The 15,294-nt window shown below is 44.5% G+C and carries 12 protein-coding genes; 7 read left to right on the plus strand and 5 right to left on the minus strand.

Translation table 11 applies throughout. The features are described from left to right. Positions 1-44: 44 nt before the first annotated feature. Positions 45-893: a pirin family protein gene (locus NLG07_RS04780; RefSeq protein ID WP_254856555.1), complete on the plus strand. Its 849-nt coding sequence runs from the start codon at positions 45-47 to the stop codon at positions 891-893. 28 nt (positions 894-921) lie between these two features. Here the strand turns inward: NLG07_RS04780 and NLG07_RS04785 are convergent, their stop codons facing one another. From NLG07_RS04785 to NLG07_RS04795, 3 genes are all read right to left on the minus strand, one after another. After that, positions 922-2,268 carry an MFS transporter gene (locus NLG07_RS04785; RefSeq protein WP_303049220.1) on the minus strand — a complete coding sequence of 449 codons (1,347 nt, stop codon included), beginning with the start codon at positions 2,266-2,268 and terminating at the stop codon, positions 922-924. A gap of 176 nt (positions 2,269-2,444) precedes the next feature. After that, positions 2,445-3,848: a siroheme synthase CysG gene (cysG, locus tag NLG07_RS04790; RefSeq protein ID WP_254856808.1), complete on the minus strand. Its 1,404-nt coding sequence runs from the start codon at positions 3,846-3,848 to the stop codon at positions 2,445-2,447. 31 nt (positions 3,849-3,879) lie between these two features. Next, a complete protein-coding gene (locus NLG07_RS04795) occupies positions 3,880-5,628 on the minus strand; it encodes a DEAD/DEAH box helicase (RefSeq protein WP_254856556.1) in 1,749 nt (582 codons plus the stop codon). A gap of 164 nt (positions 5,629-5,792) precedes the next feature. Between NLG07_RS04795 and prsT the strand changes: the two genes are divergently transcribed. Further along, the gene (prsT, locus tag NLG07_RS04800; RefSeq protein ID WP_254856557.1) at positions 5,793-8,558 is read left to right on the plus strand and encodes an XrtA/PEP-CTERM system TPR-repeat protein PrsT; all 2,766 of its coding nucleotides are present in this window, start codon (positions 5,793-5,795) and stop codon (positions 8,556-8,558) included. Positions 8,559-8,632: 74 nt separating this feature from the next. On the opposite strand, the gene tolC is transcribed toward prsT, so the two are convergent. Continuing rightward, positions 8,633-9,958: an outer membrane channel protein TolC gene (gene tolC, locus NLG07_RS04805; protein ID WP_254856558.1), complete on the minus strand. Its 1,326-nt coding sequence runs from the start codon at positions 9,956-9,958 to the stop codon at positions 8,633-8,635. 132 nt (positions 9,959-10,090) lie between these two features. Here tolC and nudF point away from each other — a divergent pair, with 132 nt between their 5' ends. The 5 genes from nudF (at position 10,091) to NLG07_RS04830 (ending at position 14,978) form a co-directional block, all read left to right on the plus strand. Then, complete coding sequence (gene nudF, locus NLG07_RS04810) at positions 10,091-10,717, plus strand: ADP-ribose diphosphatase (RefSeq protein WP_254856559.1); 627 nt, start codon at positions 10,091-10,093, stop codon at positions 10,715-10,717. Continuing rightward, entirely contained in the window at positions 10,710-11,138 is a 429-nt protein-coding gene (locus NLG07_RS04815; protein WP_254856560.1) for a DUF1249 domain-containing protein, read from the plus strand. The genes nudF and NLG07_RS04815 overlap by 8 nt, the downstream gene beginning before the upstream one ends. Before the next feature lie 17 nt (positions 11,139-11,155). Beyond that, positions 11,156-11,740 carry a YqiA/YcfP family alpha/beta fold hydrolase gene (locus NLG07_RS04820; protein WP_254856561.1) on the plus strand — a complete coding sequence of 195 codons (585 nt, stop codon included), beginning with the start codon at positions 11,156-11,158 and terminating at the stop codon, positions 11,738-11,740. Positions 11,741-11,816: 76 nt separating this feature from the next. Continuing rightward, positions 11,817-13,706 carry a DNA topoisomerase IV subunit B gene (parE, locus tag NLG07_RS04825; protein ID WP_254856562.1) on the plus strand — a complete coding sequence of 630 codons (1,890 nt, stop codon included), beginning with the start codon at positions 11,817-11,819 and terminating at the stop codon, positions 13,704-13,706. After that, positions 13,707-14,978: a hypothetical protein gene (locus tag NLG07_RS04830; protein ID WP_254856563.1), complete on the plus strand. Its 1,272-nt coding sequence runs from the start codon at positions 13,707-13,709 to the stop codon at positions 14,976-14,978. Here the strand turns inward: NLG07_RS04830 and NLG07_RS04835 are convergent. After that, on the minus strand, positions 14,965-15,294 hold the full coding sequence (locus NLG07_RS04835; RefSeq protein WP_254856564.1) for a hypothetical protein: 330 nt from the start codon (positions 15,292-15,294) through the stop codon (positions 14,965-14,967). The two genes, NLG07_RS04830 and NLG07_RS04835, sit on opposite strands and share 14 nt — an antisense overlap.

The following is a 15,294-nucleotide window of genomic DNA, read 5'->3' on the forward strand; positions in this document are numbered from 1 at the left end:
CATATTGGGGTATAGTAAAAGGACGCAGCCAAGGAGAAGTTAACATGCCACGATTACTCAAAGCCAAACAACACGATATTGGTGGATTATACGTGAAACGCATTTTGCCCAATCCGGAGCAGAAGATGGTGGGGCCGTTTGTGTTTTTTGATCATATGGGCCCAGGTCAGTTTGCCCGTGGAGAAGGGATCAATGTTCGTCCGCACCCACACATCGGTTTGTCCACTTTGACGTATTTGTTTCGTGGCAGTATTTTGCATCGCGATTCGTTGGGAAATCATCTTGAAATTTATCCAGGTGACTTGAACTGGATGACCGCAGGGCGGGGTATTGTGCACTCTGAACGTGAGACCTTGGAGGTCAAAGCCAGTGAGCATGATATCGATGGATTACAGTGCTGGATTGCATTACCACCAGAGAAAGCAGAGATCGCGCCAGATTTTGCGCATGTCAAAAAACATCAGCTGCCTCACTATATTCATGACGGCATTACACTTCGCTTGGTTGCGGGCGATGCCTATGGTATGTCCGCTCCGTTCAAAACCCACTCCCCGCTGTTTTACGTGGATGCGTTGCTCGATGCTGGGAACCACATTGATAGGCCTCACTCACATCAAGAAACGGCTGTGTATGTGATCTATGGTGAGGTCGAAATTGGTAATGAAACTTATAACCAACACGATTTTGTGGTACTTGATAAAGATAAAACGATCACAGCAAATCAGCATTCACGCGTGATTATCTTAGGCGGTGAGCCTTTTGCTCAAAAACCACTGTTGGAATGGAATTTTGTGGCTTATAGCAATGAGCGTTTACAAAAGGCTAAAGAAGACTGGCGCGCTGGCAAATTCCCATCGATTCCGGGGGATGATCATGAATTCATTCCGTACTAACGATGAGTGGCTTACTGAAAAATTTGCGCTAACGCCCTTCTAAGCGATGTATTTCATGCCGGATTCGATACAAAAACCACAGACTTGGGATCACCATCACGGCCGTTAACACAAAAAACAGCGCCCAATTACCATCCAAGCCATCGACAATAAGACCGCTGGACGAGGCCAAGAGAGTGCGACCAAATACCCCCAATGAGGCCATAAGTGCATATTGAGTCGCACTGAAGGCTTGGTTGCATAGCAAGGATATAAACGCAACCAGCGCCACACTGCTCCATGCTGAGGTAAAGCCGTCCACAAATACCGTCGCAGCAAATAATGCCTGGTTAGGACCCACCATAGCCATAAGGGAGAACATCAAATTCGAACTGGCCATTGCAATCCCACCAATCATTAGCCCACGGTAAATGCCATATTTCATATTTACCGCACCACCAATCACGGCAAAAATGATCGTTACCCACCAGTTTAACAGTTTGGAGTACGTGCCAATCTCGGAATTGCTAAAGCCAATTTCTTTATAAAAGACAATGGACATTCTACCTAAGAACGCTTCTCCGATTTTGAATAAAAAGATGAACAACAAAATGGATAACGCCAAGCGCACCCCATTGCGAGTAAAAAACTCCTTAAACGGTTCAATGACCGTCACTGCAATCCAGGTAAAGTATTTGCTGTAAGCAGTGTGAGTGCCTACTTTATTTTGAAAGTCAGTTGTGGCTTGCGCTTGCGTGGCTTGTCGGTTGGTCTGCGGTTCTGATACCCACCACACTGTGATGGATAACAACAACATGACCGCAGCCATCGCCCAATACAATGTGTGCCACTCGAACACTGGCAAATCTATTAGAAAAAACGGCAATGCCCCCAGCCCACCATAGCCAGTCCACCACCCAGCAGTAGCCATCGCGGACGCGCCGGACAAGGCTTCTTTTTCATGTCGCGCAATACTGTCTACGCGAAACGCATCAATCGCAATGTCTTGTGTGGCTGAAGCTACCGCGATGCCCACCCCAAACAGTGCCACAAAATACAAATCCGACGTGATATTTAACGTACCCATCATCACACACAATACGATGATGCAACATTGCGTAAGAAGGATCCAACTGCGCCGTTGCCCTAGGCGCCCTAGCAGTGGTAAGCGTACCCGGTCTAATAAAGGCGACCACAAAAAATTGATGGAGTAGGCCACAAAAATTGACCCGAATAAACCAATGGCAGAACGACTCAGTCCTGCCTCTTGCAGCCAAGCGGTCATCGCGGAGCCAATTAACACCCATGGGAACCCACTGGCCATGCCCAAGCAGAAAATGGCAAGCAGCCGTTTATCGCGATAATAAGAAAAGCTTCGAGTGAGAGTGGCGAGCAAGATACGTCCGATGGATTTTTTGTTTTATTGTAAGTGAGCGCGCCAACAAAAGAAAGGGCTAAGGCCTAACCCCTATCCAGTCGAACGGACACGATCCATGATGTAGCAAAAAACCTTTGATTTCTTTTTGCAAATACTTTGCTTGTTTGCGGATGCTTAAATACTGGCTGATTAAATTACATTGGGTCAGATAAACTTGGTTGGTACCAATTGAGTTCTTCACGCAAGGAGACGACCGTCCCAACAATAATCAATGCAGGTGGCTTGACCTCTGCGGCTTCGACTTTGGCTTTGATATCAGTAAGTGTACCGGTGACAACATGTTGGTGCGCAAGGGTAGCGCTTGCGACAATGGCGATGGGCATATCTTTGGGCATACCGTGAGCAATGAGTTCTCGGCAAATGATATCAAGCCCGGTCATACCCATATAAAATACCAAGGTTTGATTGGTGTTGACGAGCGCTGGCCAATCAAGATTGATACTGTCGTCACGCAAATGTCCGGTGGCAAACGTCACTGATTGCGCATGATCACGGTGGGTAAGGGGGATCCCGCTATACGCTGAGGCACCAGACGCAGCGGTGATCGCAGGGACCACTTGAAAGGCTACCCCTTGCTCGACCAAGGTCTGTAGTTCCTCGCCACCACGACCAAAGATAAACGGATCGCCGCCTTTGAGACGAACGACTCGATTCCCCAATTTGGCTTGGTCAACTAATAACTGATTAATCTCTTCTTGTGGAATGGTGTGCTTAGATTTGGCTTTGCCAACATAGATCTTTTCAGCGTCGCGTCGAACCAGTTCAACAATCGCTGGTGAGACAAGCCTGTCATAGACGACCACATCGGCTTTTTGCATCAAACGCAGGGCGCGAAATGTCAATAAATCCGGATCACCCGGCCCAGCTCCGACAAGATAAACTTCCCCTTGAGCTTTTTCGCCTTTGGCGAATGCATCTAACGCTACAGCAAAATCGGCTTCTGCCTTGGAATCATTGCCTTGTAAAACATCTTCGGCAATCTGTCCATCGAGTACGTCTTCCCAAAAATATCGGCGCTGGGTCACACTGCTCAGAGATTGCTTAACCGAATCGCGAAATTTCTCACTGAAGGTACCTAATCGAGCAAAATTGACAGGAATCAACGATTCGAGTTTTTGGCGCATGTAGCGCAAAACCACAGGAGCTACACCACCACTTGACATGGCTATGATCAAGGGTGAGCGATCAACTATTGAAGGGGTAATGAATTCACATAATGGGGTATTATCAACAACATTCACAAGTTGATTACGTTCGGTCGCTAGACGATGAATCTCCCGATTCGTGTCTTCACTGTCAGTGGCCACAAACACAATATTTTTGTCATTCAGATCATCTTCGACAAACTTTCTCTGTGCTAATTGCAAATTGTGTTGCGTGGCAAGGTTTTTGACCGTATCGCACACCCAAGGGGCGACGATGGTAATATTGGAGGTACTTTTGAGGATGAGTTCTAGTTTGCGAGCGCCCACTTCTCCTGCACCCACAATCAACACCTTGAGGCTACTGCCTTTCAAAAATACCGGAAAATACTCCATCATCTACTCCTAACCGTTTCTTACATGATGATTACTTGCGAGGTTTACGCTTCTCACCGTCACGTTTACCACCGCCATCACGTTTTCCTCTTGTCGGTGGTTTATCAGACCAAGCACGGATGTCGAGCTTTTGCCCAGCCACGCGCGTATTGCGCAAATGTGATTGTAAGTCTTCAGGCATGCCTTGAGGCAAATCAACAGTAGAGTAAGTATCATAGATTTCAATGGCACCAATGTTTTTACTACTAATGTTTGCTTCGTTTGCAATCGCGCCGACAATGTTACCTGGCTTGACTTTGTGCATATGACCAACCGCGATACGGAAGCGTTGCATACCCGCTTCTGGCTTGCTGTTACCACGTTGGCGTCTCTCGCCGCGCTCACGTCCACTGCGTTCACGACCTGAGCGATCGCCACGATCACCGCGTTCAGGACGCGCATTCAAATCTGGACGGTCCGCTTCATTTAGGAATAATGGTTCATCGCCTTGCGCAAGTTTGGCAAATGCAGCCATTAACTTCTCAGGAGCGGCTTCGGTTTCGGTTTGAATCGTTTCAATCAAGGGAATAAAGCTTTCAATTGAATCGTCTTCTAACGCTTCCACTATACTCGTTTTGAAACGTACCAAGCGCGATTCGTTAAGATCTGAAATAGAAGGAATCGCCATCATTTCGATGGGTTGTTTGGTCGTACGCTCAATTTGATTCAGTAAGCGTTTTTCACGATGAGAGATGAACAAAATGGCATCACCATTACGTCCTGCACGTCCGGTACGACCGATACGATGCACATAAGATTCGCTATCGTAAGGGATATCGTAATTGATCACGTGACTGACGCGTTCGACATCCAGGCCACGTGCGACAACGTCTGTCGCCACTAAGATATCAATGGTGCCTTTTTTGAGGCGGTCAACGGTGCGCTCGCGAGCATTTTGTGGAATGTCACCATTAAGTGGTTCGACATCATAGCCCCTCGCAGATAATTTATCAGACAGCTCAATGGTCGCGGTTTTGGTGCGCACAAAGATAATTACGCCATCAAACTCTTCTACTTCAAGAATACGGGTTAACGCTTCGAGTTTATGATGACCAGCTACCTGACAATAACGTTGACGAATGGTATCAGCAGTCGTTACTTTAGGGGTGATCTTGACGTGTTCTGGCGAATGCAAATAGCGCTCGGTGATCTTTTTGATCGGCGGCGGCATGGTCGCGGAGAACAAGGCGGTTTGTTTTTGCTCTGGTGCGTGGCTCAAGATCAATTCCACATCATCAATAAAGCCCATACGGAGCATTTCATCCGCTTCGTCCAGAACTAAAAAGCGCAACTGGTCGAGTTTTAAGGTTTTGCGTTTGATGTGATCGATGATTCGACCTGGAGTACCTACAACGACTTGTACACCGCGTTTTAATTGACGGATTTGATTGTCGTACGACTGACCGCCATAGATGGGTAATACTTTGATTTTTTTGGAAAAACTAGCATACACTTGGAATGCTTCAGCGACCTGAATCGCGAGCTCCCGTGTTGGGGCTAACACTAATAATTGTGGGAAGTTCTCATCTGGGTCGATGTTGGCAAGCATCGGTAATGCAAACGCGGCGGTTTTGCCCGTACCGGTTTGTGCTTGTCCTAGCAAATCTTTGCCGTTGAGAATGTGCGGGATACTGGCCGCTTGGATCGGAGATGGTTTTTCATATCCGACTTTTTCTAATGCCTGCAAAATGGGCTCAGGTAAACCTAAGTCACTAAAAGTCAATTCGACTGTGTCTGTCATGTGGGATCCTAACTGGAAGCAGACGCTGCGGTATTACAAAACTGATCTGCTATATGAACGTGGTAATTATACGCTGTAAGTTGCCGATATACCATGTTAATGCACTTTTATTTTTGTCAGTATCGACTAAAATTTAAGATATAGAATAAAAAAGGATTTTGTCTATGGTCTCACTACAACACAAAGCTAAAGTTACATTAGTTGCTTCTTCCATTGCATTCGTATTGGTTGGATGCGGTCAGAAAACAGCGCAACAGGCATATAATGACGCCAGTCAGAAGCTAATTCAAAAGCAATATAACTCTGCAGTTATCGAGTTAAAGCATGCTATTCAACAATCACCAGATTATGCTGATGCTCGATTTTTACTTGGCAAAATCTACATGCAGCAGCAGCTTTTTGCATCGGCACAAAAAGAATTTGAAAAAGCAAAGAAAACAGGGTTTACCAATTCCGAACTGACCGTTTTATTAGCAAAAGCGTACCATAAAACCGAAAATCTCGTCGGTTTAATTAACTTAGATGCGCAACCTGACTTTACAGCAGAGCAAGACGTTCAATTTGGTTTTTATCAAGCTTATTCATTACTGCGACTAAAAAAAACCGATCAAGCAATGCTTCTTCTACAGCAATTGCAATCTGTCGATACGAACACTGAGTTTAGCCAACTGATTGATGCACTTGCTCATGTCCAAAATAGTGAACTAGAAAAAGCAGAAACGCTCTTATTATCAATGGCAAAAGCATACCCTGAATCAGTTGACACGCTCGAGATTTTGACTCGAATATATTTATCGCAAAACAACTTATCTAAGGTTTCGCCAGTTATTGAGCAGTATTTAGAAATTACGCCAGATGATTTAGAACGGAAATTTATGTTCTCACAGATACTCTTTGAAACTGGACAATATCAACGAGCATTGTCGGAGGTTGACAGCTTATTAGAGGTGACAACGAATAATCCACGAATTCATCAATTAAAAAGCATGATTCATGCTGGAACTGAGCAATTTGATCTCGCTTTTGACAGTGCAGTGAAGTCATTACAACAAGGTCTCGATAACACATCTGTTCGTTTCGTAGCGGGTATGAGCGCATTTATGTTGCAGAACTACAGTGACGCGAATGAGCACTTGAGCTTGATAGCAAGCCAAATGCCAGATAATCATCCCGGCCTCAAAATGTTAGCAGCGGCACGACTGAATTTAGGCCAATCATTAGATGCGAGTGAATTATTATCTCGGTATACCGATGTCAATCATAATGATTCAGCGCTTTTAGCAAAAGCAGGGTTTGATTTATATAAAGACGGACATTTAGCTGAAGCAAAAACGGTTATGGAGCAACTAGAAAAGATATCTGAATCTTCGATGGCGAAAACGAAGCTGGGCATTCTTAAATTGCAACTAAAAGATATAGAAGGCATTCGTGATCTAGAAGCTGCCGTTGATAAAAACCCGAACAATCAAAATGCCCTAGAAGCTTTAGCTAAGGTTTATGTGAGAACTAACCAGCTTGATAAAGCGAATGAACTTGCAACAAGGTGGCAATCAATCCACCCGGAAAATTATAAAGGTTTTCTATTAGCAGGAGAAGTTGCACTGCAAAGGGAGGATTTAAAAACGGCTAAAGTGGCTTTTGAAACCGCGACTCAACTTGCACCGGACGTACCGCAAACTCATTTGGCGCTTGTTAATATCAATATGAAACAAAAAAATTACGATGCTGCTTACCATGCAGTCAGCAACACGTTAGAGCGCTTTCCGAACAATATGAATGCCATAGCAGCACATTATGCATTGGTTAAAATGCTCCAAAAAGACGTTGATGCAATTATTCCTTTAAAAACGTATTTAGCCACAGGCAAGGTAACATCAGATGAGAAAATACTCAGCGCTGAATTGATGCAAAAAGAAGGTATGTTAGACGAGGCGGTCTCCATATTAGAGTCTATTCAAATCGACACGTCAACATCGAGAAAATATTGGACTACAAAATCTCGAGTGCTTCTGCAACGCAATGACTTCAAATCGTTAGACGAACACTATCAGAAGTGGAATCAAACTCTACCCTCTGATTTAGCCGGTTTCATTGGTCGTCTAGTCATGTTCGAACTTAAAAAAGATTTTGTTGGCGGTTTGGATTTTATTGACCAAAATCCCCTAATTGCCAGTAACAACGTGATATCCAGAGTACTCCATACTCACTTTGCAACCAAAGAACGCCGAGTACGTGTGGCACGTAGAGTGTATGATTCAATACCTGAATCGGTCCAAAAAACGCCGAATGTTCAAGGAATTTACGCCCGTTTATTACTGCTTGAGGGCAAAGTTAAAGAAGCAATAGTTCCGGCTAGAGTGGCTTTTTCGGCAAGACCAAGTGAAGATAACTTTAAATCGTATTACGATGCTTTGCGTTGGAGCGGCAAAGAAGAAGACGCATATGTGCTTGTTTCAGAGTTTAGCCAAATGAAACCTGATAACTCTCTAGCTAATTTGATATTAGCGCAAGAATATATTGAGAGTGAACCGTTAAAAGCGATGAAAAAATATCAGGCTTTTGTTGAAAAAAATCCGAAACATTTTGTAGCGTTAAATAATTTAGCGTATTTGATGACTCAACAATCTCAATATGAACAAGCACTAGAATATGCTGAAAAGGCTTTGGGGCTAGCGCCAGATAATGTTGCGGTACTGGATACCGTGGCACAAATTCACATTGCCTTAAATGCGCCGGAAGTTGCTTTAGAGTATTATCAAAAAGCGTTTGAACAAGATGTCACTAATAAAGAGATTGTTTTAAATTATGTTGAAACGTTATTGCAGAATAACCAATCGCGTATTGCACAACGAACGATTGAGCGACATGAGTTCAGTGACCGGTTATCCCAAGACCGGTTAAATGTACTGAAAGCCAAATACAATTTGTAAATGATGCTCGATAGAGTTAAAAAAGCGGACATTTAGTCCGCTTTTTTGGGTGGGGTTTGGAGATTTGTCGATGCCTAGCTCGCCGCAGGGACTAATCCTTGATTAATGGCTTCAAGATCCGCCACACTTAATGTGCCTGCCGCGCGTTTTAAGTTCACTACCGAGGTAATAAAGTCATAACGTGCATTGGCTAGGTTCTTACGGGCATTAAACAAATTACGGGTCGAATTTAACACGTCAACAATAGTGCGCGTGCCCACATCAAACCCAGCTTCAGTTGCGCGCAGGGCACTTTCCGCTGAGATGACCGCTTGCTCAAATGCTTTGATGGTCGACACATTTGCACGAATATCATTAAACGAATTGCGAACATTGCGAACGGTTGCGCGGTAGGTCTGCTCCAAAGTCTCGCTTTCAGCAACAAACTGTGAGCGTGCAGATTCGGTACGAGCAGTGGTCGCAAAACCTGAGAATATCGGTACATTCATGGTCACACCGAGAGACGAACTGTTGGTTCGAGCCAGATCGATGTCATTGTTCTCAACGTCAGCGCCACTGAGTGAGCCAGATAAAGACAATGTTGGGTAGTTCTCCGCTTTCGCACTATCAATACTTGCCTTAGCGATATCCACCGCAAATTGTGCGGCTTGAAGCTCTAAGTTATTGTCTTGTGCGAGTGTTAACCAATCCTCCACATTCGCAGGGCTCGGGGTTACGGCGCTGAACGTATCCGTGTTTAGCACGTTGACATTGTTATAAAATACACCAGTGATTTCTCTAAGCTGTTCTTTACGCAGTTCAAGGGCGTTCAGCGCACGGATTTCTGATGCAACGGTGGTGTCAAAGTTTGCTTGCGCTTCGTGTACATCGGTAATGGCGGTCAAACCAACTTCAAAACGCTGCTTGGTTTGCTCAAGTTGACGCTCGATGGCGCGCTTTTCCGCCTGCACAAATTCCACATTGTCTTGAGCGCGTAAGATATTTAAGTAAGCATCAACTACCCGAACGATTAAGCCTTGTAGGGTGGCCGCATAATTTGCTTCCGCTTGTTGCGCTGATTTTTCAGCTCGGTCTAAACCAACGTAGTTGGCATGATCGTATAATGACATGCTTAAGCCTAGACTGTAGCTTAGAGCATTTCTGTCGCTAGAAGAGACTTCAGTGGCCGAAAGAGCGCTTTCCGAATCGGAAATAGAATAGCCAATTTGCCCAGAGATCTTGGGTAACAGGGCAGAGCGAGAAAGAGTGACTCCAGAGAACGCAGTATCGCGTATCGCTTTTGCACGATTAACCACAGGATCTTTAGCCAAAGCCTGAGCATAAATTTCAGATAAATCTTGTGCTTGCACGACACCGCATAAAGTAATACCGACAAACACGCTAAGAAGGGTTTTTTTCATGGCTCTATCCACGTAATATGTTTAATTCCATTAAGTTAGGTTAAAGTGTAAAAAATTCCATCGAATTGATAAATCTTTTTACTACGACTTTATCCGGTTATGTGTAACAGAATGTAATAAATAAGGAAACAAATGTCGAAAATCCAAAGGTTTACTCACGCAGATGTGCAAATAACACAGACGGAGACCGCTTTTCGTGGATTTTTCAAAATGATGCGCTATCAACTCAAGCACAAATTATTTGCTGGGGGCTGGTCTACACCGATTCAAAGAGAGATGTTTGAGCGTGGCCATGCTGTCGCACTATTACCTTATGATCCGGTAACCGATGAGTTTGTGTTGATTCAGCAATTTCGCCTCGGTGCCATGGCAACCTGTGATAATCCATGGTTGGTCGAAGTCATTGCCGGTATGATAGATGAGGGCTACACCGCAGAAGAAGTCTGTCATAAAGAAGCTATGGAAGAGGCAGGTATTACATTAACCGATTTGCAAAAAGTAACTAGTTACTTATCCAGTCCAGGCGGCACAACGGAGCGCATTGATATTTTTGTGGCGCGCACCGATAGCACGGTTGCTGTTGGATTACACGGTTGCGACAACGAAGCAGAAGATATCAAAGTGTTGCGAGTTAAACGTGAACAAGCTCGGCAGTGGTTAAGTGACGGCACCATGAATAATGCTGCGGGGATCATTGCCTTACAGCATTTTTTCTTAAACGAAGCGACCCTCATTAGCGCATTAAAGACTCATGCATAAGAAAAACCCCATCAAACGCAAGTATGTCCCACATTTACCCAGCCTATTAGCGATGGGGGAGCACAACTATGGCAAATTAATGATGCTATTGCCCGAAGTGGACGAGGTGAATCTGCAATATGAGTTCTCTATTAATGAAACATTAACCTATCGAATCGTGATCAAAGATGCCGCGCGCTACACCACGACCGTCGACATCGCACAAGTGGCAAAAAATTTACCGAAATTTTTACTACCATCTCTTACAGTCCGGTTATATCATGACGTACGCAGCGCCGAAGTATTGGCTGCGCAAAATATTGGACGTATTAAAGCAAGTTATGATTATCCTAACTTGCACATGCATCAAAAGAATGAAAAGTTCATGGTCAATGTGTTTTTGACTGAATGGCTGACCTTTTGTATGCAACATCAACCATAACCGCCGAGGGAAAACAGATGGCAGGTTCTTTACTTTATTTACATGGATTTTTGAGCTCGCCACAGTCTGCGAAAGCATGCCAAACGTTTGCTTACCTGCAACAACACCATCCTAAAGTGCGATTTGTCGCCCCTCAGTTGAGTGGTATTCCTTCTCAAGCATGGCAACAAGCCCAAGAGGTTATGTCTGGCTTAAAAGAGGATATCATCGGCATCATGGGCAGTTCGATGGGCGGCTTTCTCGCCACGCTTTTAGCTGAAAAGCACCAGTGCAAAGCCAGTATTATTAATCCAGCGGTGGCGCCGCATATTCTCTTTCCTGATTACTTGGGTAATCATGTGAATCCATATACCAAAGAAGCGTTTGAGCTTACCTCTGAGCATATCCATACGGTCGAAAAGCTCGTTGTGAATCGCATTAACCAGCCTGATAATTATCAAGTGTTTTTGCAAACCGCAGATGAAGTACTCGATTATCGATTGGCTGAAAGGTTGTATGCTCAAGCAAATCTGCATGTGGTACAAGGTGGCGATCATGCTTATCAAAATTTTGCCAGTGAATTGCCTAAAGTCATGCGATTTTTGGGGCTAACTAAGTCTTAATTGCTCAAGGCGATAAGTATTGGTAATATCGTGACATTCTCAAGCGTCATAATACTTATAAAAGCGTAATCACCTTATGTCGAATCAATATACCGCAGATGCCATTGAAGTTCTTAACGGATTAGAACCAGTTAAGCGTCGACCAGGGATGTACACAGATACCACCCGCCCCAATCACCTCGGTCAAGAAGTCATCGATAACTCAGTGGATGAGGCGCTTGCCGGGCATGCTCGTTCAGTCAAAGTTATTTTGCACGATGATAATTCACTCGAGGTGCATGATGATGGTCGCGGGATGCCGGTGGATATTCACCCAGAAGAAAAAATCTCTGGTGTCGAACTCATCATGACTAAACTCCATGCTGGGGGCAAGTTCTCCAACAAAAACTACGAGTTCTCTGGTGGTTTGCACGGGGTAGGTATTTCAGTTGTGAACGCTTTATCAACGCGAGTTGAGGTAACAATTCGCCGCGATGCAAAGGTTTATCGCATTGTGTTTGCTAATGGTGACAAAATCGAAGACTTGGCGGTGATTGATAGCTGTGGTCAGCGCAACACTGGTACGTCCGTGCGTTTTTGGCCAGATCCTCAGTATTTTGATTCTGACAAATTCAGTGTGCGCCAACTCACCCATAATTTACGTGCCAAAGCAGTGTTATGTCCTGGCTTGCGCATTCGCTTAGACAACAAATTCACTAAAGAAACCACCGAATGGTACTATGAAGATGGCTTGCGTGATTACTTATTAAGTTCGGTAAAAGATTGCATCACTCTTCCCGAAGACGAGCCATTTGTTGGGACGTTTTCAGCTAATTCTGAAGTGGCTGATTGGGCGGTCTTATGGCTACCTGAGGGTGGTGATATGGTCACCGAAAGCTATGTGAATCTTATTCCTACCGCACAAGGCGGCACGCATGTCAATGGTTTACGTCAAGGTTTGCTGGAGTCCATGCGCGAGTTTTGTGAGTTCCGCAATCTATTGCCTCGTGGCGTAAAACTCACGCCTGATGATATTTGGGATCGCTGTGCATATATTCTATCTACAAAGATGCAAGATCCTCAATTTGCCGGGCAAACCAAAGAGCGCTTATCCTCGCGGCAAGCGGCGGCATTTGTGTCTGGAGTAGTCAAAGACGCATTTAGCTTGTGGTTGAATCAACACACTGATGTCGCTGAATTACTTGCGGAAATGTGTATTAGCAACGCCCAGAAGCGTTTGCGTCAAAGCAAAAAAGTCGCTCGCAAAAAAGTCACTCAAGGCCCGGCATTACCGGGTAAACTCACTGATTGTTCCTCGCAAGATATTGATCGTACAGAGCTATTTTTGGTTGAAGGTGATTCTGCAGGTGGTTCAGCGAAACAAGCTCGCGACCGTGAGTTTCAGGCGATTATGCCATTACGAGGTAAGATTCTGAATTCCTGGGAAGTAGATTCGTCACAAGTCTTGGCGTCACAAGAAATTCACGATATTTCGGTTGCTTTGGGCATCGATCCCGATTCTGATGATTTATCTGGTCTGCGCTATGGCAAAATTTGTATTTTGGCCGACGCGGACTCAGATGGTCTGCACATTGCTACATTATTGTGTGCGCTATTCGTTAAGCACTTCCGCACCTTAGTTGAACAAGGTCATGTCTATGTGGCGATGCCACCGCTATTCCGAATCGATGTGGGCAAAGAGGTGTATTACGCTCTTGATGAAAGTGAAAAGCAGGGTGTACTCGACCGCATAGAAGTTGAGAAAAAACGTGGAAAAGTCAACGTTCAACGCTTCAAAGGTCTAGGTGAAATGAACCCGCTCCAACTTCGCGAAACCACTATGGATCCCAATACCCGTCGGCTGGTGCAGTTGACCATTGATGATGCCCAAGGAATGTTAGAGTTGATGGATATGCTACTGGCGAAAAAGCGCTCTGGCGACCGCAAAGAGTGGCTGGAAAACAAAGGGAATTTGGCTGAAGTTTAGATGTTTAACGCACTAAAAAAAACGGTTTTTTCCTTCATCGTTATTGCATTGATAGCTGTCTTTATCGTCCTTGAAGGAAAGCCGTTAGTAAGTGTTAACTCAGCTGAGCAAGTTGAAGCTGCTCAATCGGTCACTCATCTTTTTAAAGATCTCAATCAGTTACGCGAACGCGACCGCGCCTATCACGATTTAGTTTTAACCACAGCACAAATTAATAGTTTATTAGGCTTTTTGCAACGTGCCCACCAGCCGTTATCGGCAGGGTTTTATACCCAAGATGATATTGGAAGCTTGTTAGTTACTTATCGTTTCTCTGTTTTTGGAATGACTCGCTACCTAAACCTCGATTTGCAACTTACATCCGGTTCGAGAGCGAATATAGAACGGGCTAAATTAGGTAAAATTCCCTTACCAGGAAATGCCCTTTTGTCTTTTGCGCGATGGAGTGTCAACCAATACACTCGTTCAGAGGTAGCTGACATTGCTTATAATACACTGCAAGGACTCACCTTTGCAGAGCAAACTGTAACCTTGCTAGTGGCTCCTACCTTACCTTTACTGCAAGAACTCAAAATAGTCCAAGCTCGTATGGGCTATGAAAAACCTGATTTACTCGATTTGAAAGTCCAAAATTATTTGGATTACTTAGTCAATAATCACAAAACCATTGGCGATAGTGGGCGCTCACTTGCACCTTTCATAAGAGAAATTTTCCTCGAAGCGCAAATTCAATCACAATACGGCGACCCTGCACTTGAGAATAAGGCTGCGATTCTAGCGTTAACTATATTTATGGGCGATAACCGCTTTATACGTTTATTTACCCTTAACGACCGTGTGGAGTATCGAGCTGGGCTCAAGAAACAAGTTACACTGAACAATCGACGTGACTTAGCGTTGCATTTTTTATTCTCTGCAAGTATTGAATTGTTATCCGCACAAAGTGTCTCTATTGCGGTTGGCGAATTTAAAGAATTGATGGATAGAGCAGAAGAAGGCTCAGGTTACAGCTTTGTAGATTTGGCAGCAGACCAGGCCGGGATTGCCTTTGCTGAACGAGCTACCGAGCCCAAAACTGCCGTGCAGATGCAAACTTTACTCGCACAAAAAGCCGATGAATCTTTGTATTTACCATTCGTAGATGACTTGCCAGAAGGTTTGAAAGTCAATGCCTTTACCGAACGCTTTAAAAACGTTGACAGCCCAGAGTATCAAGCCAAATTCGAGATGATCATTGCGCGAATAAATGCGCTGCCAATTAGTCAGCTTTGAGTGATTGTTTAAAGTTGTCTAACGTCGTCATCAATGACTCAATTTGTTTGACAATCGTTTGCAGTTTTTTGGTAAGCGCCTCTTTGTCAGAATAGCCATCTTGCATGGCACTGAGCTCATCCAACAACTCGCAGGTTTCAGCAACATAAGGCTCAAACGTTTTTGCTCTGGTCGAAAAGGGCGCATCCTCTGCAAAAATCGCAACATATTGTCCTTTACCTTGTTGTTGGTAAGATGCTAATAAAGCGTCAGCGTCGACTGCTTTGCGATAGATGAGTTGAAGATTCGCTTGAATTTGTTCGATGACTTTTTGCAT

This window comes from Alteromonas sp. LMIT006 (genome assembly GCF_024300645.1).
GTDB classification, from domain to species: Bacteria; Pseudomonadota; Gammaproteobacteria; order Enterobacterales; family Alteromonadaceae; genus Opacimonas; species Opacimonas immobilis.